At 65.0% G+C, this 25,467-nt stretch carries 24 protein-coding genes; 19 read left to right on the forward strand and 5 right to left on the reverse strand.

Annotated features, from left to right (window positions below; all coding sequences use genetic code 11):
- Nucleotides 1-36: 36 nt before the first annotated feature.
- The 9 genes from AC0L3X_RS23595 (at nt 37) to AC0L3X_RS23635 (ending at nt 10,460) form a co-directional block, all read left to right on the forward strand.
- Nucleotides 37-2,037 (forward strand): sensor histidine kinase, encoded by a 2,001-nt coding sequence (locus AC0L3X_RS23595; RefSeq protein WP_473316858.1) that lies wholly within the window; start codon nt 37-39, stop codon nt 2,035-2,037.
- The gene (locus AC0L3X_RS23600) at nt 2,007-3,752 is read left to right on the forward strand and encodes an ATP-binding response regulator (protein WP_063979952.1); all 1,746 of its coding nucleotides are present in this window, start codon (nt 2,007-2,009) and stop codon (nt 3,750-3,752) included. Before AC0L3X_RS23595 ends, AC0L3X_RS23600 begins: the two co-directional genes overlap by 31 nt.
- A 24-nt stretch (nt 3,753-3,776) precedes the next feature.
- Nucleotides 3,777-4,508: a response regulator gene (locus AC0L3X_RS23605; protein WP_028151984.1), complete on the forward strand. Its 732-nt coding sequence runs from the start codon at nt 3,777-3,779 to the stop codon at nt 4,506-4,508.
- Between the two features lie 322 nt (nt 4,509-4,830).
- Nucleotides 4,831-5,442 carry a sigma-70 family RNA polymerase sigma factor gene (locus AC0L3X_RS23610; RefSeq protein ID WP_028151983.1) on the forward strand — a complete coding sequence of 204 codons (612 nt, stop codon included), beginning with the start codon at nt 4,831-4,833 and terminating at the stop codon, nt 5,440-5,442.
- A 529-nt stretch (nt 5,443-5,971) separates the two neighbouring features.
- A complete protein-coding gene (locus tag AC0L3X_RS23615; protein ID WP_063979953.1) occupies nt 5,972-6,670 on the forward strand; it encodes a cytochrome c biogenesis CcdA family protein in 699 nt (232 codons plus the stop codon).
- A gap of 31 nt (nt 6,671-6,701) precedes the next feature.
- Complete coding sequence (locus AC0L3X_RS23620) at nt 6,702-7,265, forward strand: thioredoxin family protein (protein WP_283017826.1); 564 nt, start codon at nt 6,702-6,704, stop codon at nt 7,263-7,265.
- Between the two features lie 84 nt (nt 7,266-7,349).
- Complete coding sequence (locus tag AC0L3X_RS23625) at nt 7,350-8,324, forward strand: hypothetical protein (RefSeq protein ID WP_063979955.1); 975 nt, start codon at nt 7,350-7,352, stop codon at nt 8,322-8,324.
- Between the two features lie 449 nt (nt 8,325-8,773).
- Nucleotides 8,774-9,367, forward strand: a complete 594-nt coding sequence (locus AC0L3X_RS23630; RefSeq protein ID WP_028151979.1) for a L,D-transpeptidase — start codon at nt 8,774-8,776, stop codon at nt 9,365-9,367.
- Between the two features lie 55 nt (nt 9,368-9,422).
- Entirely contained in the window at nt 9,423-10,460 is a 1,038-nt protein-coding gene (locus AC0L3X_RS23635) for an amino acid ABC transporter substrate-binding protein (RefSeq protein WP_063985936.1), read from the forward strand.
- A 290-nt stretch (nt 10,461-10,750) separates the two neighbouring features.
- On the opposite strand, the gene AC0L3X_RS23640 is transcribed toward AC0L3X_RS23635, so the two are convergent.
- On the reverse strand, nt 10,751-11,890 hold the full coding sequence (locus AC0L3X_RS23640; RefSeq protein ID WP_063979956.1) for an acyl-CoA dehydrogenase family protein: 1,140 nt from the start codon (nt 11,888-11,890) through the stop codon (nt 10,751-10,753).
- Between the two features lie 182 nt (nt 11,891-12,072).
- On the reverse strand, nt 12,073-13,272 hold the full coding sequence (locus tag AC0L3X_RS23645) for an acyl-CoA dehydrogenase family protein (protein WP_063979958.1): 1,200 nt from the start codon (nt 13,270-13,272) through the stop codon (nt 12,073-12,075).
- Nucleotides 13,273-13,408: 136 nt separating this feature from the next.
- Between AC0L3X_RS23645 and AC0L3X_RS23650 the strand changes: the two genes are divergently transcribed.
- Nucleotides 13,409-13,954, forward strand: coding sequence for a carboxymuconolactone decarboxylase family protein (locus AC0L3X_RS23650; protein WP_063985937.1), 546 nt, complete (start codon nt 13,409-13,411; stop codon nt 13,952-13,954).
- A gap of 90 nt (nt 13,955-14,044) precedes the next feature.
- The gene (locus AC0L3X_RS23655; RefSeq protein ID WP_063979959.1) at nt 14,045-14,539 is read left to right on the forward strand and encodes a VOC family protein; all 495 of its coding nucleotides are present in this window, start codon (nt 14,045-14,047) and stop codon (nt 14,537-14,539) included.
- A 127-nt stretch (nt 14,540-14,666) separates the two neighbouring features.
- On the opposite strand, the gene AC0L3X_RS23660 is transcribed toward AC0L3X_RS23655, so the two are convergent.
- Both AC0L3X_RS23660 and AC0L3X_RS23665 read right to left on the reverse strand, forming a co-directional pair.
- Nucleotides 14,667-15,902 carry an MFS transporter gene (locus AC0L3X_RS23660; RefSeq protein ID WP_354131711.1) on the reverse strand — a complete coding sequence of 412 codons (1,236 nt, stop codon included), beginning with the start codon at nt 15,900-15,902 and terminating at the stop codon, nt 14,667-14,669.
- A 177-nt stretch (nt 15,903-16,079) separates the two neighbouring features.
- Nucleotides 16,080-17,327, reverse strand: coding sequence for an MFS transporter (locus tag AC0L3X_RS23665; RefSeq protein ID WP_063985939.1), 1,248 nt, complete (start codon nt 17,325-17,327; stop codon nt 16,080-16,082).
- 187 nt (nt 17,328-17,514) lie between these two features.
- Here AC0L3X_RS23665 and AC0L3X_RS23670 point away from each other — a divergent pair, with 187 nt between their 5' ends.
- Nucleotides 17,515-19,584 (forward strand): prolyl oligopeptidase family serine peptidase, encoded by a 2,070-nt coding sequence (locus AC0L3X_RS23670; RefSeq protein ID WP_063985940.1) that lies wholly within the window; start codon nt 17,515-17,517, stop codon nt 19,582-19,584.
- Nucleotides 19,585-19,688: 104 nt separating this feature from the next.
- Here the strand turns inward: AC0L3X_RS23670 and AC0L3X_RS23675 are convergent, their stop codons facing one another.
- Nucleotides 19,689-20,360, reverse strand: a complete 672-nt coding sequence (locus AC0L3X_RS23675) for a DUF938 domain-containing protein (protein WP_063979961.1) — start codon at nt 20,358-20,360, stop codon at nt 19,689-19,691.
- Nucleotides 20,361-20,606: 246 nt separating this feature from the next.
- Between AC0L3X_RS23675 and soxX the strand changes: the two genes are divergently transcribed.
- Genes soxX through AC0L3X_RS23710 form a run of 7 tightly spaced genes read left to right on the forward strand, consistent with a single transcriptional unit; the run spans nt 20,607 to nt 25,233 of the window.
- A complete protein-coding gene (soxX, locus tag AC0L3X_RS23680; RefSeq protein ID WP_028151969.1) occupies nt 20,607-20,963 on the forward strand; it encodes a sulfur oxidation c-type cytochrome SoxX in 357 nt (118 codons plus the stop codon).
- A gap of 37 nt (nt 20,964-21,000) precedes the next feature.
- On the forward strand, nt 21,001-21,486 hold the full coding sequence (gene soxY, locus AC0L3X_RS23685; protein WP_063985941.1) for a thiosulfate oxidation carrier protein SoxY: 486 nt from the start codon (nt 21,001-21,003) through the stop codon (nt 21,484-21,486).
- A 10-nt stretch (nt 21,487-21,496) separates the two neighbouring features.
- Nucleotides 21,497-21,808: a thiosulfate oxidation carrier complex protein SoxZ gene (soxZ, locus tag AC0L3X_RS23690; RefSeq protein WP_063979962.1), complete on the forward strand. Its 312-nt coding sequence runs from the start codon at nt 21,497-21,499 to the stop codon at nt 21,806-21,808.
- The gene (gene soxA / locus AC0L3X_RS23695) at nt 21,808-22,671 is read left to right on the forward strand and encodes a sulfur oxidation c-type cytochrome SoxA (protein WP_063979963.1); all 864 of its coding nucleotides are present in this window, start codon (nt 21,808-21,810) and stop codon (nt 22,669-22,671) included. Before soxZ ends, soxA begins: the two co-directional genes overlap by 1 nt.
- Nucleotides 22,668-22,973 carry a hypothetical protein gene (locus AC0L3X_RS23700; RefSeq protein ID WP_063979964.1) on the forward strand — a complete coding sequence of 102 codons (306 nt, stop codon included), beginning with the start codon at nt 22,668-22,670 and terminating at the stop codon, nt 22,971-22,973. The genes soxA and AC0L3X_RS23700 overlap by 4 nt, the downstream gene beginning before the upstream one ends.
- Before the next feature lie 56 nt (nt 22,974-23,029).
- Entirely contained in the window at nt 23,030-24,781 is a 1,752-nt protein-coding gene (gene soxB / locus AC0L3X_RS23705; protein WP_063979965.1) for a thiosulfohydrolase SoxB, read from the forward strand.
- The gene (locus tag AC0L3X_RS23710; RefSeq protein WP_063979966.1) at nt 24,778-25,233 is read left to right on the forward strand and encodes a DsrE family protein; all 456 of its coding nucleotides are present in this window, start codon (nt 24,778-24,780) and stop codon (nt 25,231-25,233) included. The genes soxB and AC0L3X_RS23710 overlap by 4 nt, the downstream gene beginning before the upstream one ends.
- Nucleotides 25,234-25,467: the final 234 nt, after the last annotated feature.

Here is a 25,467-nt window from a genome sequence, read left to right on the forward strand (position 1 = left end):
GGCCCGCTCGGGCGGCTGCGCGCACGTTTGGTCGGGATGCTCCGCGCGGTGCCGATCCGCTGGCGCATCCTGTCGATCGCGGCTCTGAACTCGGCCGTGGTCGTGGTGCTGGTGGGGCTGATCTGGAACGGCACGCAGGTGCTGGGCTCGGCCTGGGGCGACGTCCGCCAGGTGCGCGAGTCCGACCGCATCCTGGCGCTGCTCGAAAGCGAGACCGGGCGCATGCACAATCTGATCCACCGCTACATCAACCAGCCGAGCCCGGACCTGTTCGCCGAGATCCTGCTGCTGCGCGAGGCGGTGCTGGGCACGCTGACCGACCGTGCCGCCAAGGACCCGATGCTGTCGGGCTCGGTCGAGGAGCTGGAGCGCACCACCGACCGCTTCCTCAACGGCTTCGGCGAGCTGCGCAGTGTGCAGGCGACCATCGCCAAGACCTATGAGGAGCAGGTGCAGGGCCCGGCCAGGGACATGGCCGGTCTCTATTCCATCATCGAGGGCGCCACCGGCCATCGCGACGCCCTGATCTGGCCCTCGCTCGGCAAGTCGCGCGAGGCCTTCACCGCGATGCTGGTGGCGGCCAACTCCTACTATCTGTCGCTCTCGCCCGGTGCCGCCGACGACGCGCGCCGCAACACCGAGACGATCGAGAAGACCATTCCGGTCATGATCGATCTCGCCGACAACGACCTGCAGCGCATGGCGCTGCAACGGCTCGGGACCCGCACCATGGCGCTGCGCGAGGGTTTCGCAAAGCTCTCCGAGCAGCTGACGAGCCGCACCGAATTGCTGCGCAACACCATCGACGCCAGCCAGGCCGAGGCGATCGGCGCCATCGACGACCTCTCCACGAAGATGCGCCAGCGCGAGCAGAAGGCGCAGGAGACGTTTGATCGTACCCTGGCCGATATCTCGCGGCGGGTGCTGTCGATCGCGGTGATCTTCCTCGGCATCATCCTCACCGCAGGCGTGCTGATCGCGCTGTCGATCCGCCTGCCGCTGCAGCAGATCATGACCGCGATGCGCGCGATTACGCTCGGCGACCTCGACCGCGAAGTGCAGGGCACCAAGGCACGCGACGAGGTCGGCGCCATGGCGCGCGCCGTCGAGGTGTTCCGCGAGAACGCGATCGCGAAACGCGAGACCGAGGACGAGCTGCGCGCGTCCAAGGAGAAGGCCGAGAGCGCGCTGCTCGAGCTCAACACCGCGCAGCAGAATTTGATCGACGCCGAACGGCTGGCGGCGCTCGGCGGCCTCGTCGCCGGCGTCGCGCACGAGGTCAACAACCCGATCGGCATCAGCCTGACCGTCGCTTCCAGCTTCGCCCGGCGCACCGAGATCTTCGAGGCCCAGCTCAAAGGCGACGGCGGCCTGCGCCGCTCGCAGCTGGAGGAGTTCGTGCAGTCCTCGCGCGACGCCTCGCAGCAGCTCGTCGCCAACCTCACCCGCGCCGGCGAGCTGATCCAGTCGTTCAAGCAGGTCGCGGTCGACCGCTCGCATGCCGAGCGGCGGCAGTTCTCACTCAGCGAAGCCACCGACCAGATCATCGCCAGCCTGCGTCCGGTCCTGAAGCGCTCGCCGATCACGCTCCAGGCCGACGTGCCCGAGGGGCTCCTGCTCGACGGCTATCCAGGCTCCTACGGCCAGATCCTGACCAACCTCTTCCTCAACGCCGCCAACCACGCCTTTGCCGACGGCCGCGCCGGCACGATCACGATCTCGGCGCGTCCGCGCGGGACCGACGACATCGAGATCATCTTCGCCGATGACGGGGCCGGCATGACCCCTGACGTGCAGCGCCAGGCCTTTGACCCATTCTTTACCACCCGGCGCAATGAAGGTGGTACGGGACTCGGCTTGCATATCGTCTATAACCTTGTCACCCAGCAGCTCGGCGGGCGCATGATGCTGGAATCCAAGCTGGGACAAGGCACTACTTTTCGCATTATCATGCCCCGGGTCGCCAAGGGCGGCGCGCAAAGCACAGAGACTGACGGGACTTCTCAATGGCCGAACAGGACGATGTCCTCCACCTGATCGACGATACCGGTACCGCACCGGAGGACCAGAACGCACGGAAGTGGAAGATCGCCGTCATCGACGACGATCCGGCCGTGCATGACGGCACCCGCTTCGCGCTGTCCGACTACAGCCTCAACGGCCAGGGGCTGGAGATCCTCTCCGCCCATTCCGCGGCGGAAGGTCGCAAGCTGATGGCCGCGCATGGCGACATCGCCGCCGTGCTGCTCGACGTCATCATGGAGACCGATGTCGCCGGCCTCGAGCTGGTCGAGTTCATCCGCAACGAGCTCAAGAACGAGACCGTACGTATCATCCTGCGCACGGGACAGCCCGGCCAGGCGCCGGAGCGGCGCGTGATCGTCCAGTACGACATCAACGACTACAAGGCCAAGACCGAGCTCACCGCCGACAAGCTGTTCACCTCGCTGACCGCGGCGCTGCGCTCCTATCAGCAGCTCGAGCGCATGGTGCAGACGCGGCGCGGGCTCGAGATCATCATCGACGCCGCCTCGACGCTATACGACTTCAAGTCGATGCAGCGGCTCGCCGAGGGCGTGCTGACCCAGCTCGCCTCGCTGCTCAATGTCGATTGCGCCGGCATATTGGTGCTGCGCGACAATGGCGGCGTGGACCCCGAGCTCTCCGTGCTCGCCGGCAGCGGCTGCTACAGCCGCTTCATCGGCACGACCTCGTCGAAGGCGCTCGACCCCGATCTGCGGACGATGGTGGAAGCCGCGTTCCAGGGCCGCAAGAACGAATTCGCCGACCACCGCAGCGTGATCTATCTGCGGACCGGCTCCGGCCGCGAGGTGGTGGTGCTGCTGCAGGCCGAGCGCGAGCTGTCCGAGACCGACCGCTCGCTGGTCGAGATCTTCTCCAGCCGGCTCTCGATCGCCTTCGACAACGTCATCCTCTACCAGCAGCTCCAGGACGCCAACACGCAGCTCGAGGACCGCGTCGCCCAGCGTACCCGCGCGCTGATGCAAGCCAACCGCCGCCTCTCGGCGCAATGGCTGCGACTGCAGCGCGCCAACGGCTTCAAGAACGAGATTTTGGGCACCGTCGCCCACGACCTCAAGAATCCGCTCGGCGTCATCCTCGGCCGCACCGAGATGCTGAAGGAGCTGATCTCGACCGGCGCCTCGTCCGACGGCGTGGTCGCCCAGGTCGATCACATCCGCGATGCCACGAAGCGCCTGACCACGATGGTCGATCATCTGATCTCGGACGCGATGGCCGATGCCTTCGACATCACCATCCGCCGCGAGCCGGTCGACGTCGCTGCGCTGGTGAAAGAGGTCGCCGATGCCAACCACCCGCTCGCGGTCAACAAGCAGCAGGCGATCAGCGTCACGGCGCCGCCCAACATCGTCACCATGTGCGACACCGACCGCATCCGCGAGGCGATCGACAATCTGATCAGCAACGCCATCAAATACTCACCGATCGGCGGCAAGATCATCGTCGCCGTCACCCATGAGGCCAGCGATACCGTCGTCCGCGTCAGCGACGAGGGCGCCGGCCTCTCGCCGGAGGATCTCGGCCGCCTGTTCGGCCGGTTCCAGCGGCTGTCGGCCAAACCGACCGCGGGCGAGAGCTCGACGGGGCTTGGGCTTTCCATCGTCAAGCGTATTATCGACATGCATGGCGGCGAGGTGACGGCCGAGAGCGACGGTCCCGGCAAGGGATCGACCTTCACCATCACCCTGCCCGCGACCGAGTTGCCGTGATTCGAGTACCGAGATCTGAGTGATATGACCCAAAGCCAGCACATCATGATCGTCGACGACGAGGCCCCGGCCCGGGAGATGGTCGGCGATTACCTCAAGATGCACGGCTTCACCGTGACGCTGTGCGACGGCGGCAAGAGCTTGCGCACCGCGATCGACGGCAGCATGCCCGACCTCGTTGTGCTCGACCTCAACATGCCCGAGGAAGACGGCCTCTCGATCATCCGCGACCTCAAGAGCCGCATCAACGTGCCCGTGATCATGCTGACGGCGACCGCGAGCCCGATCGACCGCGTCGTCGGTCTCGAGCTCGGCGCCGACGATTACGTGGCAAAGCCCTGCGAGCTGCGCGAGCTGATGGCGCGCATCCGCTCGGTGTTGCGGCGGAGCACGCCGGTGAAGGCGGCCGAGACCGCGCCCGCCAAATCGGACAAGGATCAATTGGTGCGCTTCGGCACCAAATGGCTCGACCTCGAAGCGCAGGCCTTGCGCGACGACGAAGGCAACGAGCACCCGCTCACCGCCTCCGAGTTCGGGCTGCTGAAAGTGTTCGCGGCCAATCCGAAGCGCGTGCTGTCGCGCGAGCGCCTGCTCGAACTGGCCAATGCGCGCGACGCCGAAGCCTTCGACCGCGCCGTGGATCTGCGCATCATGCGCATCCGCCGCAAGATCGAGCCCGACCCGACCAAGCCGGCCGTGATCCGCACCATCCGCGGCGGCGGCTATCTGTTCTCGCCCGCGGGCGAGAAGGCGTAGGGCGCGCGGCACCTACCGCTGTCGTCCCGGGCTCGCTTCGCGCCCCGGAATGACGGCATGGGTGGCGCGACCGAACGCAAAGCCCGGAATTTCGTTCCCGGCTGCCCCGGGCGCTCCCCAATCCCCACCCCCGTATTTTCCGTACATTGAAATTCCACGGCTTTTCGCCCCGAATGTTTCGTCGCGGCCTGTCCGACGAAACAATTTGGCGGCGCACGAAACCATTTTTCGCTTTTCGTGCAGACGTCCCGAAACGTTCGCTGATTAACACTTTGGTCCAAGGAAACGCCGCTCGGTTGCGGCGCTACGGGGAGCTAAGTCAATGCCGAACGTCATCGCCATCAACGCCCAAGCCAGCCAGAGCATCATTGCCGCTCAGGCGACCTCGGACGACATGCTCCTGGAGAGCATTGCGGACGGCAACCGGACGTCCATGCACATCCTCTATTGCCGGCACAATGTGCGGGTTTATCGCTTCATCTTGCGCATCGTGCGTGACGCGACCACAGCGGAAGACCTGGTCAGCCAGGTGTTCCTCGACGTGTGGCGCACGGCAGGCCAGTTCCAGGGCCGCTCGCAGGTTTCGACCTGGCTGCTCTCGATCGCACGCTTCAAAGCGCTGACCGCGATGCGCCAGCGCCGCTTCGAGGACATCGACCAGGACGACGTGCGCCAGATTCCTGACGATGCCGAGACGCCCGAGACCTCGCTCGACCGCAACGACACCAGCGCCATCCTGCGCGCCTGCGTGCAAAAACTGTCGCCCGCGCATCGCGAGATCATCAACCTCGTCTACTACCATGAGAAGTCGGTGGAGGAGGTCGGTCAGATCATCGGCATCCCGCAGAGCACGGTGAAGACCCGGATGTTCTATGCCCGCAAGCAACTGGCCGATTTGCTTAAGGGCGCCGGCGTCGACCGTTTCGCTGCCTAAGACCAAGGATTTCAATGGGATAGGACCGAGGTTTCGGCCCTGTCCCCTGACACGGAAGTGTTACCGCCGACGCAATAATTGAAACAAAGCACAACATCAGGCGGAAAAACTTCCCTCCTATAAAGCTCACATACGGTTTCGTTAAACCTCCCAAGACTTCCAACGACCCGGACGGGATGCCCCCCTCCGGGTCGTTTTGTATTTGGGGGTCGCCGAGGCCCATTCTCGCCACCCAGTGAGGCGGGCACCGCTCCATCATTCCCTCGAGGGGTACCGCATGGGGACTCCCTCGATTTGTCGTGCACGGCACGATCGCGGATGGATAGACCTTTCCCGGGGCCACCCCTCTCCCCCGTCCTCCCCCGCAAGGGGGGAGGGAGCGCGCCGGCGCTGTGGCCAACAGGGCTGCCTCGCAATGCCGCCCGGCACGCCCCACACCAGGCAGCCGCCCCTCACGAAGGCGTGACGCCACGTAACAACCCGCGCAGCCATCCCGAACTGCCCTCGTGACCTCCTTCACGAGTGCCCGATGCTCGAACTTGTCTTCGCCGTCCTTGCCGGCATCCTGACCATCGCCGCGCCCTGCACGCTGCCGATGCTGCCGATCCTGCTTGGCGCCTCGATCGGGCGGGCGGGCCACTTGCGGCCCGCGATGATCGCGCTCGGCTTCGTCGTCTCGTTCTCGGCGACCGCGCTGCTGTTGGGTGCGATCACGCGGCTGTTCGACTTCGATCCGAACGTGCTGCGCGAGGCCGCGTCGATCCTGCTGCTCGGCTTCGGCCTGTTGATGCTGTGGCCGGCGCCGTTCGAATGGCTGTCGATCCGGCTCAACGGCTGGCTCGATCTCGGCAATGCCGGCGCCGTACAGCGCGAGGGTGCGCTCGGCGGCCTCGTGCTCGGCACCACGCTCGGCCTGGTCTGGACGCCCTGCGCCGGTCCCGTGCTCGGCTCGATCCTGACGCTGGTCGCGACGTCGAAGAACGCCAGCTGGGCCGGCGTGCTGTTGATTGCCTATGCCATCGGCGCAGCGATCCCGATGCTCGCGATCGCCTATGGCGGACAGGCTGCGACCACGCGCGTGCGCAGCCTTGCGCGGATCTCGCCGCGGCTGCAGCAGGGCTTTGGTGTCGTCGTGATCGCTTTCGCGGTCGCCGCCTACTTCCAATACGACACGCTGATCGTGGCGTGGCTCACAGGATTCTATCCCACCGGCCAGATCGGCCTGTGATCATCCCTCATCTTCACCGGAGGACGCTTCCATGACTTTCAAACTGCTCGCCGTCTCCGCCGCACTGATCGGCATGGCCGTAACAGGCGCCGTCATCCCCGGCATCTGCGACGAGGCCGCGCGCGCCGCCCCTGTCGTCACCGCTGCCGCGAGCCAGCAGACCGCGCCCGACTTCACCGGCATCAACACCTGGTTCAACTCGAAACCGCTCAGCATCGCCGACCTCCGCGGCAAGGTCGTGCTGGTCGACTTCTGGACCTATGGCTGCGTCAACTGCGTCAACACGCTGCCGCACGTCACCGACCTCTACGCCAAGTACAAGGACAAGGGCCTCGTCGTGGTCGGCGTGCACACGCCGGAATTCCCGTTCGAGCGCTCCGCCGCCAATGTGCAGGCCGCGCTGAAGCGCCACGGCATCACCTATCCGGTGGCGCAGGACAATGATTCCAAGACCTGGAACGCCTACCAGAACCAGTATTGGCCGGCGCAATACATCATCGACCAGAACGGCAAGATCGTGTTCCAGCACGAGGGCGAGGGCCGCTACGACGAGATCGACCGCACCGTGGCAAAGCTGCTGAACGCCAACAGCTGAGGCCGGATCGCCGCTGCCGCCGTTGTTGCTTGACTCCACGGACCCGTCCGTGGAGTTTCCCGAGCGACGGAATCAGCGCCCGCAATGGACGACGCGACCACCAGCACCGACATTCGCCTTCGCGAAGGCGCCTCGATCGCGCAACGGCTGGTCATGTCCGGCTTTGCGGCCGCCGTGGCGCTGTGCTTCACGCCGGGCCTGTTCACGCACGACACGTTGGAAGTGATCGTCTCGGTGGCCGCGCTGCTCGTCGGAGCAGCGTTCGTCGTCGGCATCATGCTGGCGCCGGCGGTGGTGTGGATCATCACACCGAACGAGATCCTGATCGGGCAACAGCGTCCGTTCGGAAAGCTCCGGACCAGGGTCGTCGCGAAAGACGACATCAGGGGATTACAGGTTCCCGGCAGCAAGCGGGCGAAAGCCCGTTTCCAGCTGGCCTTCACGCTGGCCTCGGGGGAACGCCTGACGTCCCCGCCGATCTCCGACGTCACGCATGTTCGCGACACCGTGGCGCGGATCGCCGCACAGTTCGATGTCCCCGATGTCGAGTCACCCGTCAATCCGCTCGATGCCAGCAATCCCGAGATGCGTCTCGGCGACCCCCTCGAGGCGTTTTCCGCGCGGGACATAAGGATCGTCGCGCTGATCGCCGTCGCCTTGTCCGCCGTTCCCTACGCCTACAAGCTCTGGCGTGGATGGCCGCCCAGCCATGTCGATATCCTGCTGCTGCCGCTCGGCGCGATCGCCGCATTCGCGGTTTACCGATACGCCAACCTGGTGACCGGCGCGTTCTGGATCATCCGCGAGAGCGATATCCGCGTCGAACGCCTGTGGGGCGACGGCACGCCGCGCGCCGACCATATCGAGGGGCACGACGTGAAGACGATCACCGTCGACCGCCGCGGCCGGTCCGAGGACGAGCACTGCATCGTTACGATCCGGTTGCGCTCGGGGCGACGCTTTCGCAGCCCACGAATCGGGTCGCGGATCGAGGCCCGAGCGGTGGGTGCCGAAATCGTCCGACGGCTCGGGATCGCGGCGCAGAATAACAAGATTTAGCTCTCCCCCGCTTGCGGCGTCGCGATCGCATTTGAAGGCGATCTGACAGAGTCGCCTGCGGCCATCCTTCGAGACGCCCGCCTACGGCGGGCCCTCAGGATGAGGACGGAGTGCGCGGCGACAATTTCGACGGGCTCCGATGCGTCTTAGCCTCATCCTGAGGAGACCGCGAAGCGGTCGTCTCGAAGGACGAGGCGCGCGCTCAGACCGCCGCTAGGAACTCCTGTGCGATCGTCCTCCCCCGCAAGCGGGGGAGGGAGCGCACCACCATTGCCGCGACAATCTAGGCTTTTCGCGCCATCCCCTGTTTGTGGCATTGCCCGGCCTCGTCAAAAAACCAAAGCATTCTCGTGACATACCAGCCGGGCGTGCCATGAACTTGCCACGAAGCTGCCCCTGAGTTCAGATGGTCCGAATGATTTACGCTGTGGCAGCGGGGAGAGCTTGAAATGACGGATTATCGTCGCCTGACCGGGGCGTTCATCGCGGCGCTGGGCCTGGTCCTGACCACCTCGTACGCCTCCGCCCAGCAGCCTGACCGCGGCGACGAGCCGGGCCTGGTCGCCGACGACGCCTACCAGCTCGAGCCGGAATGGCAGAAGCAGGTCGTGTACTTCCGCACCACCGAGACGCCGGGCACCATCATCATCTCGACAGCCGAGCGCCACCTCTATCTGGTGCAGCCGGGCGGGCGCGCGATCCGCTACGGCATCGGCGTCGGCCGCGACGGCTTCCAATGGCAGGGGCTCGTGAACATCACCAACAAGAAGGAGTGGCCGGACTGGACGCCGCCGCCGGAGATGATCCAGCGCCAGCCCTATCTGCCGCGCTTCATGGCCGGCGGCCCCGGCAATCCGCTCGGTGCCCGCGCCATGTATCTCGGCACCACCGTCTACCGCATCCACGGCACCAACCGTCCTGATACGATCGGCACCAAGGTATCCTCGGGTTGCTTCCGTCTCGTCAACCATGACGTCGCCGATCTCTACGATCGCGTCCCGGTTGGCACCAAGGTGGTCATCCGACAGAAGCCCGAACTCTGATCTTCCTCGCCTTAGCGAATAGTCCTTTTCCCGATTATTTCGAGAGAGCAACATGATGCGCACTTTTCGAGGCGGCCTGCTGATCGGGCTCGCCGTTGCCGTACTGGTCGGCGCCCTGGCGGTGATCTATGAGTTCTACGATACCCGCACCCTGAAGCGCACCGTTCGCCGCGGCGAGGTGCTGTGCGGCGTCAACAAGGGCCTGCCGGGCTTCTCGATCCCCGATGACAAGGGCAACTGGACCGGATTCGACGTCGATTTCTGTCGCGCGGTGGCAGCCGCCATCTTCAACGATCCCGGCAAGGCCAAGTTCGTTCCACTCGACGCCAGCGAGCGCTTCAAGGAATTGCAGAGCCGCAAGGTGGACATCCTCTCGCGCAACTCGACCTGGAGCATGGCGCGCGAGCTCGACTACGACCTCTATTTCCCGGCGGTGGCCTATTACGACGGCGCCGGCTTCATGCTGCCGCGTTCACGCAACAAGGAGACTTCGCTGGACCTGACCGGCAGCAAGGTCTGCGTGCAGGCTGGCACGACAACGCTGCTCAACGTCGCCGACTACTTCCGTGCCAACAACATGAAGTATGAAGAGGTGAAGTTCGACAAGCTGGATGACGTGGTGAAGGCCTACGACTCCGGCAAGTGCGACACGCTGAGCGCCGACGTCTCGCAGCTCTACGCGCTGCGGCTCAATCTCTCCAAGCCCGGCGACCATATGATCCTGCCGGACATGATCTCCAAGGAGCCGCTCGCACCCGTGGTGCGCCAGCGCGACGACGACTGGATGATGATCGTGAAGTGGACGCTCTACGCGATGATCAACGCCGAGGAGCTCGGCGTGAGCTCGGAGAACATCGACGAGGCGCTGAAGTCGAAGAAGCCGGAAGTGATGCGCCTGGTCGGCACCGAGGGCAATTACGGCGAGCAGCTCGGCCTCACCAAGGACTGGGTCGTCCGCATCATCCGCAACGTCGGCAATTACGGCGAGATGTACGAGCGCAACATCGGCGAGAAGTCCAAGCTGAAGATCCCGCGCGGCATGAACCAGCTGTGGAATGCCGGCGGCGTGCAGTACGCGCCGCCGATGCGGTAATAGACTTCGGTTGCAGCCACGCTCTCAATCGTCATGCCCGGGCTAGTCCCGGGCATCTACGTTTTTGAGGCACCGCAAGAACGTGGATGGCCGGGACTAGCCCGGCCATGACGGAGCTTGGGGCAGGCGCTCTCCACACTCTCAACTGTCATCGCCCGGCTTGACCGGGCGATCCAGTATTCCGAGACGTCAATCGTATGCGGACAGGCCGCGGCGTACTGGGTCGCCCGGTCAAGCCGGGCGACGACACCGCGTGTGAGGCACGTCCTCGCGCCTCACATCCACTCGCCTCAATACCCCCGCGCCCTTGCCAGCTGCTCGGTGTGGTAGTTCGCGTCGCCGAACAGCTCCTCGCACACCCTGGCGCGCTTCATGAAGAAGCCGATGTCGAACTGGTCGGTCATGCCCATGCCGCCATGCATCTGCACGCCTTCCTGCACCGCGCGCGTGGCGGTGGTGCCGGCGCGGGCCTTGGCCACGGCGACGCTTGATGCGGCCTTGGCGACGTCGGCATCGAGCGCCTGCAGCGCCTTCATCGTGGCGGCGCGGGTGATCTCGATGTCGACATAGAGTTCGGCGGCACGGTGTTGGAGTGCCTGGAATTCGCCGATCAGCTTGCCGAACTGCTTTCTGTTCTTGAGGTACTCGACGGTGCGGTTGAAGACTTCTTCGCTCAAGCCCACCATTTCGGCGGCGACCGCGCCGCGGCCGATGTCGAGCACGCCGTCGAGCAGCGCTGCGCCCTGATCGACCTCGCCGAGCACGCTATCGGCGTTGACCTCGACATTGGCAAGCTCGATCCGTGCCGCGTTGTGCGCATCGACCATGATGGTGCGCTCGATCGCAACGCCCTTGGCCTTGGGATTGACCAGGAACAGCGTCAGCCCTTCACGCTCGCCGGCGGCGCCAGCGGTGCGCGCCGCGACGATGAAGAGGTCCGCGACGTGGCCGTCGACGACCAGCGCCTTGGCGCCGGAGAGCTTGAAGCCGTTGCCGGCGCGCACCGCCTGGAGGCTGGTCTGAAGCGGGCGATGCTTGGCGCCTTCGTCGATCGCGAGCGTCGCGAGCAGCGAGCCGTTGGAAATTTTCGGCAAAAATTCCGACTTCTGCGCAGCATTGCCGCCGCGATTCAGCGCCGAAGCCGCCACCACGCTGGTGGCAAGGAACGGCGACGGCATCAAGGTGCGGCCGATCTCTTCCATCACGACACCGGCCTCCATGAAGCCGAGGCCGCTGCCGCCGAACTCTTCCGGCACCAGGAGGCCGGCAAAGCCCATCTCGGCGAAGGAATGCCACAGCTCCTTGGAGAAGCCGGTCGGGTCCTTGTTGTCGCGCAGGGATCGCAGGTGCGACACCGGCGCCTTGTCGCTGATCAGCCCGCGCGCTGAGTCGCGGAGCATCGATTGTTCTTCGGTGAGGACGAGGGCCATGTGCGTGTTTCCGATTCGAAATCTATTTTTGGTCCGTCATTCCGGGATGGCCCGAAGGGCCAGGCCCGGAATCCATAACCACGATCGGGAGTATGGATTCCGGGCTCGCGCTTCCGCCTTCGCTCTTCGAGCTTCGGCGGACAAGTCGCGCGCCCCGGAATGACGGGTGGTGAGAGCGTGCCTCACGCTCCCGGCAAATCCAGGATGCGCTTGGCGACGATGCCGAGCATCACCTCCGTCGTGCCGCCCTCGATCGAGTTGGCCTTGGTGCGCAGCCAGGCGCGCGGGCGGGCGCCCTGCCTGGAGCGCTCGCTCTCCCATTCCAGCGCGTTGACGCCGCCGGCCGACATCAGGATCTCGTGGCGGCGCTTGTTGAGCTCGGTGCCGTAATATTTCATCGCGGACGAGAACGCCGGATGCGCCTGGCCGGCCTTGGCGAGATCGACCGCGCGTTCGGCGCAAGCGGCGAGCGCGGCCTCATCGACGTCGAAGCTCGCGATCCGGCCGCGCAGCATGGAATCGTCGAGCTTGCCTTGTGCATCGGTGCCGACGGAATCCGCCGCGATCTGGCCGAGCGGCCGGCCGACGCCGCGCTCGCCCATGCCTGATATCATCGCGCGCTCATGCTGGAGCAGATATTTTGCGACGTCCCAACCGCGGTTGACCGTGCCGACCACGTGCGATTTCGGCACGCGAACACCGTCGAAGAAGGTTTCGCAGAACGGCGAATAGCCCGAGATCAGCAGGATCGGCTTGGTCGTCACGCCCTTCGAGGCCATGTCGAACAGGATGAAGCTGATGCCGTCGTGCTTCTTCGCGGCGGGATCGGTGCGCACCAGGCAGAAGATCCAGTCGGCGTAGTTGGCGTAGGAGGTCCAGATCTTCGAGCCGGTGATGACGAAATCGTCGCCATCGCTTTCGGCGCGGGTCTGGAGCGAGGCGAGATCGGAGCCGGCGTTCGGCTCGGAATAGCCCTGGCACCAGCGGATCAGGCCCGCCGCGATGTCAGGCAGGTGCTCCCTCTTCTGCGCCTCGTTGCCGTATTTGAGCAGCGCCGGCCCCAGCATCCAGATGCCGAAGCTCGACAGCGGCGGACGCGCGCCCATCCTGGCCATCTCGGCGCGCAGCACCTTGTGCTCGGCGGCGCTCAGGCCACCGCCGCCATATTCCCTAGGCCAGTCAGGCACGGTCCAGCCCTTGTCGCGCATGCGCTCGAACCAGAGGCGCTGCGGCTCTGACGCGAATTTCGTATTGCGTCCGCCCCAGAACACGTCGCTGTCTGAGGTCACCGGCTTGCGCATCTCCGGCGGGCAGTTGGCTTCCAGCCAGGCGCGCGTCTCGCTGCGGAATTTCTCAAGATCGGCGGGTTCAGATTCACTCATGGTCGTTTCCATCAATCAAAAAGACTTGTTGGGCGCGACTCTGAGCCATCGCACCGTGGAATTCAACCACTTCCGTGGCGCTGCATTCGGCTATAGTCGCCGCCACGGCGAGCTTGAAAACAAAGAGGAAATAACAATGCGCCTGAAACTACTTTCGCCTGGCGAAATGAACGAGAGCCAGCGGCAGACCTATGACGAGTCGATTGCCGGCAAGCGCGGCAAGCCGCCGGCGCCGATGATGGCCTGGCTCAACAGCCCCGACATGGCCCGTCACGCCACGCGGCTCGGCGAAGTGCTGCGCTACGACACGATATTCCCCGCCAAGCTTTCGGAGATCGCGATCCTGGTGACGGCGCGGCACTGGACTGCGCATTACGAATGGTATGCGCATAAGCGCCTGGCGCTCCAGGGCGGCATGGATCCTGAGATCATCGACGCGATCCGCGATCGCCGCACGCCTGTCTTCGACGATCCCAAGGGAAAGATGATCTACGACGTCGCGAAGTCGCTGCATGAAGGCCATGGCGTCGAGAAGGGCCTCTACGATGCAGCGGTGAAGGTCCTCAGCGAGCGCGGCGTGGTCGAGGTGATCGGGCTGTGCGGCTATTACACAATGGTGTCGATGACGCTGAACACGTTCGAGTTCGAGCTGCCGGAGGGCGAGGTGCCGGAGCTCTCATAGTTTCGTATCTGGAAACGATGGGTTTCGGGATAGGCAGGTAGCACTGTCCCGGAGCCGGCCTTATCTGGAGTTGGTCAACGGAGCAGCACCATGTCGCAAAGCCCAGCCGTCAATGCCGGCACAAGGATCGGCCACGTTCACCTCAAGGTCGCCGATCTCGATCGCGCGCTCGGCTTCTATTGCGGCGTGCTCGGCTTCGAGCTGATGCAGCGCATGGGCTCGGGCGCGGCGTTCATCTCGGCCGGCGGCTATCATCACCACATCGGGCTCAACACCTGGGAGAGCAAGGGCGGCTCGCCGCCGCCGCCGGGCACGACCGGTCTCTTCCACACCGCGATCCTCTATCCGACGCGGCCCGCACTGGCGGATGCGCTGCATCGCGTGCTGTCGGCCGGCATTGCGCTCGATGGCGCGAGCGACCACGGCGTCAGCGAGGCGCTGTATCTGCGCGATCCCGACGAGAACGGCGTGGAGCTGTATTGGGACAAGCCGAAAGACCAATGGCCGCTCGGGCCGGACGGCAAGCTTGCGATGTTCACGAAGCGGCTGGATGTCGAGGGGTTGCTGAAGCAGCGCGAGGCTTAAATACCGCTCTCTCCTCGTCATTGCGAGGAGCGAAGCGACGAAGCAATCCAGAATCTTTCCGCAGTGGCAGCCTGGATTGCTTCGCTGCGCTCGCAATGACGGAGTGTGTTAAGGCGCCGTCGCGCCTCTATGCCGTTTTCGCTTTTGGCTTCCCCCGCACCATGATCAGCGCCGCGGCCGCCACCTCCAGCGCGATACACAGATAGAACGGCAGCGCGTAACCGCCCGAGAAATCTCGCAGGAAGCCGACGACGCCCGGGCCGAACGCATAGGTCACCTGGTTGATCGCGGTGTTGAGGCTGATCAGCACGCCGAACGAGGCGGAGTCGAATTCCTGCTGCACGATCAGCGACGGCAGCGTGATGAGATTGCCGACCGAGAAGCCGAACACCGCGCAGGCCGCGATCAGCACATAGTCGTTGTGCAAATTGATGACGACGCAAAGCGCCGCCGCCTGGCTCAGGAACGACAGTGCTGCAGCCAGCCGCTGGTTGAGGCGGTCGATCACCATCGAGAACAGCACGCGGCCGATCACCGCCATCGCGGTCAGCACCGCGACCGCCACCGCCGCGCGCTCGCGGCCGATCACGGGATCGAGGAACGAGATCAGGTGCACGATAAAGCCGACCTGCGCGAACAGCACCAGCGCGAACGCAATGGTCACCGTGAGGAAGCCGACGTCGCGCAACGCCCATGCGCGGATCTCCGTCGACGATTGCGGCCTGGCCTTCGCCGTCGCGTGCCAGCCGTGAAGATCGGGCGGCCGGCCGACGAGAAGCAGGATCACCGGCAGCAGCAACACCAGCATGGCGCCGGCGGCCGCGTACATCGCGCTGGCGAAGCCGATGTGGCCGATCAGGGTCACCAGCAGCGGCACGCCGACGATGCCGCCGAAGCTGGCGCCGTTGAGCGCAAGGCTGATCGCCATGCCGCGCTTCTGGTCGAACCACAGACTGATCGTGTTGGTGATCGTGGCGAGACTCGTGCCGGCCCAGCCGAAGGCGAGCACGGCATCGGCGAGATAGAGCTGCCAGGGCTCGCGCACCGCGCCGATCGCGACCGCGGCCGCCGCCATCGCCAGCGTGCCGGCGATAAGGCAGAGCCGCGGGCCATATTTTCTGACGGCCTCGCCAACGAAGACGACGAGCAGCGCACCGAACAGATAGAAGAACGTCGTGCCCGAGGAGATCAGCGAGGCCGGCCAGCCCCGCGCGCGCTGGAGCTCGGCGACATAGACGCTCTGGCCGTAGAAACCGAGCCCCCAGCCGAAGGTCGCGAGCAGGAAGCAGACCGCGACGATGCGCCAGCCTTCGTAGCGGAGCGCGGATTCGTCGATTCGGGGCTGTTGAGGATTGTCGAGCATTTGCCGCCTACTCCGTCATGCCCGGGCTTGTCCCGGGCATCCACGTTCTTTCTTCGACGTCCCGAGACGTGGATGGCCGGGACAAGCCCGGCCATGACGCAGCATCTATTATCTCACCTCAGAAAATCACTTCGACCTGGATCGAACTATCAACGCTGCTGACAGCCTCCTGCCAACTCAGATCGCATCCGGGAATTCGCCCATCGCTGCGTCCAGCCGCGCCTTGCGGCGGCGGGCCCAGGACGCCAGCGAGAGCACGGCGAGGCCGAGCACCACCGGCGGGAAAACCACCATGTTCACCGCCGACCAGCCGTAATTCGCCAGCAGCTGGCCGGAGGAGAACGAGCCGATCGCCATCATGCCGAACACCAGGAAATCGTTGAAGGCCTGCACCTTGTTGCGCTCCTGCGGACGGTGCGTCTCGAGCACCAGCGCGGAGGCGCCGATGAAGGAGAAATTCCAGCCGACGCCGAGCACGATCAGCGTGGCCCAGAAATGCATCGCGGTGAGGCCGGAGAGACCGATGCCGGCGGCCACGGCCTCCAGCAGCAGGCCGGCGGCGACGATCTTGGGCGCGCCGAATCGGGCGATCAGCGCGCCCGTGAAGAAGCTCGGGCCGTACATGGCGACGATGTGCCATTGAATGCCGAAATTGGAATCGCTGACACTGAGGCCGCACATCTTCATGGCGAGCGGCGCCGAGGTCATCACCAGGTTCATCATGGGATAGGAGATGACGCCGCACAAAGCGGCCGCGATGAAGCGCGGCTGGGTCACGATGTCGAGCAGCGGCCGGCCGCCGTGCAGATCTGCCGGTGCCGGCTTCGGCATGTCGACGCCGGCGACGATGCCCATCGCGACCAGCGCGACCGCAGCCTGCACCAGGAAGCTGAAGGCGAACAGATAGGGCGACCAGACGTCCATGGTCCATTGCACGAGCTGTGGACCGAGCACGCCGGCGAACACGCCGCCGGCCATCACCCAGGACACAGCTTTCGGCCGGTAGGCCGCGCTCGCGCCGTCGGCGGCGGCGAAGCGATAGGATTGCGCCACCGCGCCGTAGAGGCCGCCGAGGAAGGTCGCGACGCAGAACAACGCGAACGAGGCATGCAGGATCGCGAACGAGCCGAGCACGCCGGTGAGGACGCCGCAGCCGGTGCCGATGACGAAAGCCCAGCGGCGGCCGAAACGGCGCGAGATCGCGCCGGTCGGCAGCGTGCCGGCGGCAAGCCCGACGACGTACATCGACAGCGGCACCGTCGCGAGCGACATGTCGGGCGCGAGCGTCGCGCCGACGATCGAGCCGGTGGCGAAGATCACCGCCGAGTTGGCGCCGGTCAGCGCTTGCGCCGCGGCAAGGCGCACCACATTGGCACGCACGCGGGCGTCGGCAGCGATTTCGTGGGCTGTAGTCACGTCTAACATCGGCATTTCCGCCCGAGAGGACTTGTTGATTCCCGGCACTATGGAGGGGCGCGGGAGGGCGGGCAACCGGCGCAAACGGGCGCAGGCCATGCCTCTGACGCAATCGGGCGGATGATACCGGGCCTGCGCGCTTGACGGCTTGCGCTCGATCAAATCCTATCCGCCGCGATCCTTGGGAGTTTCGTTCATGTCTGTCGACGACCGACCCACGCTCAGCGCTCCCGACGACGATCCCTGGCTCTGGCTGGAGGAGATCGAAGGCAAGCAGGCGCTCGATTTCGTCGCGCGGCAGAATCAGCTGACGCTCGCCGCGTTCGGGGGCGCGGCCTTCGAGCGCGACCGCGATGTCCTCGCGGCGATCTACGATCGTCCCGACAACATCCCCTATGTCAGCCGGCGCGGCAGCGATCTACACAATCTCTGGAAGGATGCCGCCAACCCGCGCGGCCTGTGGCGGCAAACCACGCTGGCGGAATTTCGCAAACCGCATCCGGCGTGGGAGATCATGCTGGACATCGACCAGCTCGCGGCGAGCGAAGGCGAGGACTGGCTGCTGAGCGGGATCGCCACGATGCCGGGACACTCGCGGGCGATTCTGAGCCTGTCGCGCGGCGGCAGCGACGCCGTCACCTTGCGGGAATTCGACCTCGACACGAAGAGCTTCGTTGCGGACGGATTTACGCTGCCGGAGGCCAAGGGCGGCGTGGACTGGATAGATGCCGATACGCTGGTGCTGTCGAGCGCCCACGGCGAGGGCATGGCGACGACTTCCGGATATTCGCGGACCGTTCGCGTGTGGCGGCGCGGCGAGCCCGTCGATCAGGCCCAGGTAATCCTCGAGACCACGGCCGATCACATGGCGATGTCAGGCATGGCCGACGACACGGGACCGGCGCCGCGGGTCTGGATCGTCGACCAGATCGATTTCTTCAATCATGCGATCTGGCTGCGCGATGCGGCTGGTGCGACGACGAAGCTCGATCTGCCGACCGGCATCTGGCTGCAGGCGCATGGCGACTGGTTCGCGATGAAGCTGCGCAAGGACTGGACGGTCGAGGGGCGGACCTACGCCACCGACACGGTGCTCGGCATCTCGCTCTCCGCGTTCCTTTCAGGCCACCGCGATTTCATCGTCCTGTTCGAACCCGGGCCGCGGCAGGCCCTGCAAGGTCTGTTCTGGGCGGCGGGAAAGTTGGTGCTGTCGATCCTCGACGAGCTGCAGCCGCGCTTCGAGATCTTCACACCATCCGCCGGCGGCTGGAGCCGCGAGACGCTTCCCGGACTCCCGCAAATCGGCGTCGTCGACATCTGGCCGCTCGATCGCCATCCGTCCGAGAGCAATGGAGACCTGCTCGCCAATGTGCAGGACCCGCTCACGCCGCCGTCGCTGCTGTTGCTGGAGCGCGGCGTCGCAAGCCCGACCGTGCTGAAGCAGGCGCCGAAGACGTTCACCGCCGACGGCCTCGTGGTCACACAGCACGAGGCGATCTCGATCGACGGCGAGCGCATTCCCTATGTGCAAACGGGTCCGGCCAGCGAGACCGGCGATGCGCCCGTCTATATGAGCGCCTATGGCGGCTTCGCCCATGCGGTGAAGCCGTACTACAACCCCTCGCTCGGCAAGCTGTGGCTCGAGCGCGGCGGCACCATCGTGCAGGCGAATCTGCGCGGCGGTGGCGAGTTCGGCACCCGCTGGCACGACGCCGGCCGGCTCGCCGGCAAGAAACTCTCGCACGACGATTTCGCGGCCGTTGCCGCCGATCTCGTGCGACGCGGCGTGACCAAAGCAAAGCGGATCGCGGCGCAAGGCGGGTCGAACGGTGGCATCCTCATCACCAACATGCTGGTGCGCTACCCCGAGCGCTTCGGCGCGTTGTTCTGCACCATTCCGCTGATCGACATGCGCCGCTACACCAAGCTGCTCGCGGGCGCGAGCTGGATCGCGGAATATGGCGACCCTGATAAGCCCGAAGAGTGGGAGTGGCTGAAGACCTACTCGGCCTATCACAACGTGAAGGCCGGCCAGTCCTATCCGCCGATCCTGATCGCCACGACACGGCGCGACGACCGCGTTCATCCCGGCCACGCGCGCAAGATGGCCGCAAAGCTGCAGGCGATGGGCTACGAGGCCTGGTTCTACGAGCCGGAAGCCGGCGGCCACGGCTACGGCAAGGACAACAAGGAGCGCGCCGGCTTCGAGGTGATCGGCTTCCGGTTCTTGAAGGACAGGATCGGGTGGAAGGACGGGGAGGCGTAGGCGCGCAGCCCCTCGTGGACTTTGATCGCATCACGACGTGAGGCGGCCACTGCTCTCTCATTCCCTCCCCCCTTGCGGGGGAGGGAGCGCACCGCCTTCGTGGCTTAGCGCGAAAACACCAGCGTCAGATTGTTCGCCGGCATCTCGATCGTATCGACGAGGCTCAGCCCCGCTCCGCGGGCGAGCGTCTCGACGTCGCTGATATCACGCACGCCCCATTCGGGATTGCCTTCGCGCAAGGAGGTGTCGAACACGGCGTTGCTGAGCGCGGTGTGCTTGCCGTCGCGCTTGAACGGACCGTAGAGGAACAGCTTGCCGTCGGCCCGCAAGTAACGGCCGGCACCGGCGAACAGGCCCTCGGCCACGCTCCATGGTGCGATGTGGATCACGTTGGCGCAGAACAATGCGGCCAGGCTCGTCGGGCCCTGCCCGCTTCGCATCTCCGGACACCAGTCGGGGTCGGTGAGATCGATCCGCAGCGGCGAGCGGATGTTTTGCAGGCCCGAATGAACGCGCCAGGCCTCGATGCTCTTGAGGTGGCGCTGGTTGAGGTCGCTCGGCCACCAGATCAGGCCGGGCGTGTGCTGCGCGAAATGGACCACGTGCTGGCCGGTTCCGCTGCCGAGCTCGACGACATTGCCGGTCAGGCCTGCGAGATGCTTTTCCAGCGCCGCCCAGAGCGGCTCGTGATTGCGATGAAATGCCGGTGCATCGAGCCGCCCATCCGACTCCACCCGTCCGCCGTCCCTGCCAAATTCGACGACATATTCAGCCAATTGAGGTCCCCTTGAAAAAACGAGAACGGGAAAAAAACACGATGGGCGCCCAAACGCCCCGAAAACAGCCGGCCAGCACCCCTGGCCCGAATCCGCCGGACAAATAAGCTCTTTAGTTGCAATGCGGAAGATATTAACTCCATTTTGCCGCGCGCATAGTCTTGATTGTCAGCCGATGCCCTTTGTGCTTTGGAACACTATATTTCCGCGAACGAGATCATCGACATAACGCCTCGGAATGACGCCTTGACCGCCTTTCCACGGACGCCCGTCCTTTACGTCCTGCTGGCGATCGCCGCCGGGCTTGCCGCAGGCCCCGCGCGGGCGCAATCCGCCGTGGCCGATGGCCAGAAGCTCGCCTTCGACCGCGGCAAGGGCAATTGCCTGACCTGCCACGTCATCAAGGGCGGCGACCTGCCGGGCACGATCGGACCGGAGCTCAAGGACATCAAGTCAAAATACCCTGATCGCAACGAGCTGGTCGCGATCATCTTCGACGAGACCAAGCGCAATCCGCAGACCATGATGCCGCCGTTCGGCCGGAACCGGATTTTGACCGAGCAGGAGATCAGCGCGATCGTTGATTTCCTCCAGACCCTGTGACCGCCGGCACGCCAAGAGAATGTCCAGGAGATTCGAGATGACCATCACCACCGGCCCTCATCCGACGCGGCGCCTGATCCTTCAGGGCGCAGCCGGCGTCGCGCTGCTCGGCCTCGGCAACCTGCCGTTCGCGCCCGCGCGTGCGGCGGCCAACGACAAATACCCGGAAGAAGCGTTCAAGCAGAAGAGCGAGGCGGACGCGATCAAGGCGCTCTACGGCAAGACCGCCGAGCCGTCCGACAAGGTCAAGCTCGACGCGCCCGAGATCGCCGAGAACGGCGGCGTGGTGCCGATCTCGGTGACGACGACGCTCGACAAGGTCACCTCGATCTCGTTCTTCGTGGCCGAGAATCCGAGCGCGCTCGCGGCGAGCTACAAGATTCCCGATGGCACGATCCCTGCTGTCGCCAACCGCCTGAAGATGGCCAAGACCACCAACGTGACAGCGATCGTGGAAGCCGACGGCAAGCTCTACAGCGCGACGAAGGAAGTCAAAGTCACAGTCGGCGGCTGCGGCGGTTAGGAGAATTTAGATGGCATCCAGCATTCGCGTCCGCGCCACCGCCAACGGCGACATCACCGAGGTGCAGGTACTGATCCAGCACCCCATGGACACCGGCCTGGTCAAGGACTCCAAGGGCGAGGTGATTCCGGCGCACTTCATCCAGCGACTGAAGTTCGAATGTAACGGCAAGGATGTCTTCGTCGCCGATTGGGGCACCGCGGTCTCGAAGGACCCCTACGTCAAGTTCAGCTTCAAGGGCGCCAAGAAGGGCGACGACCTCAAGGTCTCCTGGACCGACAACAAGGGCGGGTCGGACACGACCACCGCGAAGATTTCGTGATGAATGTCCGCTTCTATCTCCTGCTTGGTTCGTTGAGCGCCGCGCTGGTCGCGTTCGCCCTCACCTCTCCGCGCGTGATCGCGGCCGACAAGGTCGATCCCGTTGCCGATGCGAAAGCGTTCCAGAACTTCTTCTTCCAGAAGTTTCCGACCGTGAAGCACGACGATTTCGTCAACGGTCCTTATTCGATGAACGAGGACATGAAGCGGCAGTGGCAGGAGAAGGAGGAATTTGCGCCCTACGAGTTCGCGCTCGACGCCGGCAAGGAGATGTTCGCGACCCCGTTCAAGAACGGCAAGACCTATGCCGACTGCTTCCCGAACGGCGGCATCGGCATCCGCCAGAACTATCCTTACTTCGACACTGGGGAAGGCAAGGTCGTCACGCTGGAGCTCGCGCTCAACCGCTGCCGCGAGGCCAATGGCGAGGCGCCCTACTCCTACGTCAAGGACGAGATGGCTTCGCTCACCGCCTACATGGCGTTCACCTCGCGCGGCAAGCCGATGGACATCAAGATTCCCGACGACCCGCGCGCGCTCGCCGCGTACGAGAACGGCAAGCGCTACTTCTACACGCGCCGCGGCCAGATGAATTTCTCCTGCGCGAGCTGCCATGTGCAGAGCCCGGGCGAGCGCATCCGCGCCGAGATCCTGGCGCCGGCACTCGGCATTCTGAACGCGATGCCGATCTACCGCTCCGAATGGAGCGGCATGGGTACCACCAGCCGCCGCTTCGTCACCTGCAACAGCCAGACCCGCGCGGTTCCGCTGGAGCCGCAGGCCGATGAATATCGCGACGTCGAATATTTCCTGTCCTACGTCGCCAACGGCCTGCCGATTTCAGGGCCGGGAGCGCGGCCATGAAGCTGTCACTTCCTCTCGCCATGTTGCTCGCATTGAGCCTCGCGCCAGCAGCGCGCGCGGCAGACGAGGCAGACTACAAGGCGGCCTATGCCGCTGCGGAGGCCGCCTCCAAGGAGGCAGCCGGCATGCGCAACCAGTGGACCGTGACCGTATCAGCGCTGGCGGCAGCCAAGAAGGCGGCCGACGGCGGCGATTTCGACCGCGCGGTTGCCGCTTCGAAGGAGGCCGAGGCGCTGGCGAAGGCCTCGATCTTCCAGGCGACGTCAGAAAAAGAGGCGTGGAAGGCGATGGAAATCCGCTAGACTAAAAATCTCGTGGAACCGTCGAATTGCCGTTGAGAGGCGCGGAGAATTTCTGGATGGCCATCCGCCGCCGCGATTTCCTGAAGAGCACCGCTGCTGTCGCCACATCGCTCAGCCTGCCGCGGCTCGCGCGCGGCGCCGAGACCGCGAGCATTTACGACCTTGAGCGGTTCGGCAATGCGCGCATCCTACACACCACCGACACGCATGCGCAGCTCAACCCGGTCTATGTCCGCGAGCCCAGCGTCAATATCGGCATCGGGGAGATGGCAGGACGGCCGCCGCATCTGGTTGGCCGCGCTTTCCTCGAACGGTTCGGGATCCGCTCCGACAGCGCCGATGCCTATGCTTTCAGCTGCTTCGAGTTCGAGAAGTCCGCAGGCCGCTTCGGCAAGCTCGGCGGCTTCGCGCATCTGAAGACACTGATCGATCGCTTGCGCGGCGATGCCGGCGAAAAGCACTCCGTGCTCGTCGACGGCGGCGACCTCTGGCAGGGCACGGGTCTTGCCAACATCATGCAGGGCCGCGACATGGTCGAGGTCGCCAATCTGCTCGGCATCGAGGCGATGACCGGGCACTGGGAATTCACCTATGGCGAGCAGGCGCTGCGCGACAATCTCGAGCGCTTCAAGGGCGAGTTTCTGGCGCAGAACGTCTTCCTGACCGAGGAGGCCGCGTTCAACGACGCCCCCGCCTTCGACAAGGCGAGCGGGCGCGTGTTCAAGCCTTCGATGATCAAGGAGCTCGGCGGCCATCGTGTTGCGATCATCGGCCAGGCCTTCCCCTATGTGCCGATCGCGCATCCCAAGCGGTTCACGCCGGACTGGACTTTTGGCATCCGCGAGGAGGAGTTGCAGAAGCATGTCGATGCCTTGCGCGGCACCGAGAAGGTCGATGCGGTCGTCCTGCTGTCGCACAACGGCATGGACGTCGATCTCAAGCTCGCGAGCCGCATCACCGGCATCGACGTCATCCTCGGCGGCCATACCCATGATGCGATCCCGCAGCCCATCGCGGTGAAGAACGCGAGCGGCACGACGCTCGTCACCAATGCCGGCTCCAACGGAAAATTTCTGGGCGTCCTCGATCTCGCGCTCGACAAGGGCAAGGTCGGCGATGTCAGGTACCATCTGCTGCCGGTCTATTCCGAGCTGCTGAAGCCCGACCCCGGCATGGCCGAGCTGATCGGCCGGGTGCGTGCGCCGCATGTGACCGACTGGTCGGAGAAGATCGCAACGCCCGACCGCCTGCTCTATCGCCGCGACAATTTCGCCGGCCCCGTCGACGAGCTGATCTGCACCGCGCTGCGCAGCGAACTCGATGCCGAGATCGCGCTGTCGCCGGGCTTCCGCTGGGGCGTCACCGCACTGTCCGGCCAGCCGCTGACCATGGAGGATGTGCTCGCGGAAACCGCGATCACCTATCCCGAGACCTATGTGCAGGAGATGACCGGCGCCCAGATCAAGGAAGTGCTGGAAGACATCTGCGACAACCTCTTCAACCCCGATCCCTATTACCAGCAGGGCGGCGACATGGTGCGCGCCGGCGGGCTCAGCTACACCTGCACGCCGACAGCTGCGATCGGCAGCCGCATCTCCGAACTGAAGCTCAATGGCGGCAAGGCGCTCAGCGCGAGCAACCGCTACAAGGTCGCGGGCTGGGCCTCGGTCAACGGCCAGCAGGGCGCACCGGTGTGGGATGTCGTCGCCAAATATCTGCGCTCGGGCCGGATGTTTCAGGAGCGGCTCGGCTCCGGCGTGACGCTGAAGGGCGTCGAGGGCAATCCAGGCATTGCAGGACAGGGATGATGCGATCGCAAATCTGCTGCGCGATGCTGCTGGCGGCGCTCGCCTTCGCCACGCCATGGGCCTCGGCACAGCAAGTGCCGCTCCAGGACAAGCCGTTCGCCGAGCACAAGATCGTGCTTCAGCTCTCCGACGGCGATGCGAAGAAGCACGCGCTGGTGCTGAGCGTCGCCAACAATCTCCTGAAGGCCTACGATCCGGACAAGGTCGCGATCGAGGTGGTGGCGTTCGGTCCCGGCATTGATCTCCTGTTCACCGGCAGCGAGCGCCGCAAGCAGGTCGAAAGCCTGATCGTGCAGGGCGTGCGCTTCGATATCTGCCTCAACACGGTCGACACGATCGAGCGGGAGACCGGAAGACGGCCGGAGTTCATTCCGACTGCGACGCCGGTGCAGGTGGGCGTCGGGCAGATCCTGTTCCTGGCGGAGAATGGGTACACGGTGGTGCGGCCCTGACCTTTTTGTCGGGGCACGGCGCCGCGCCACCCTCGGTGTCATTCCCCGCGAAAGCGGGGAATCCAGTACGCCGCGGGCCCTCCGTATCCCACCACGGCTTCTGGAATACTGGATCGGCCCCCCGCGGGGGGGGGGGGGCCCGCGGGGGGGGGGGGGGCCCCCGCCAAAACCCCCCCCCCCCCCACCACCCAAAAAAAAAATTTTAAAATTTAAAAAAAAATAAAAATATTTGTT

Source organism: Bradyrhizobium sp. MI1.7 (genome assembly GCF_055811795.1).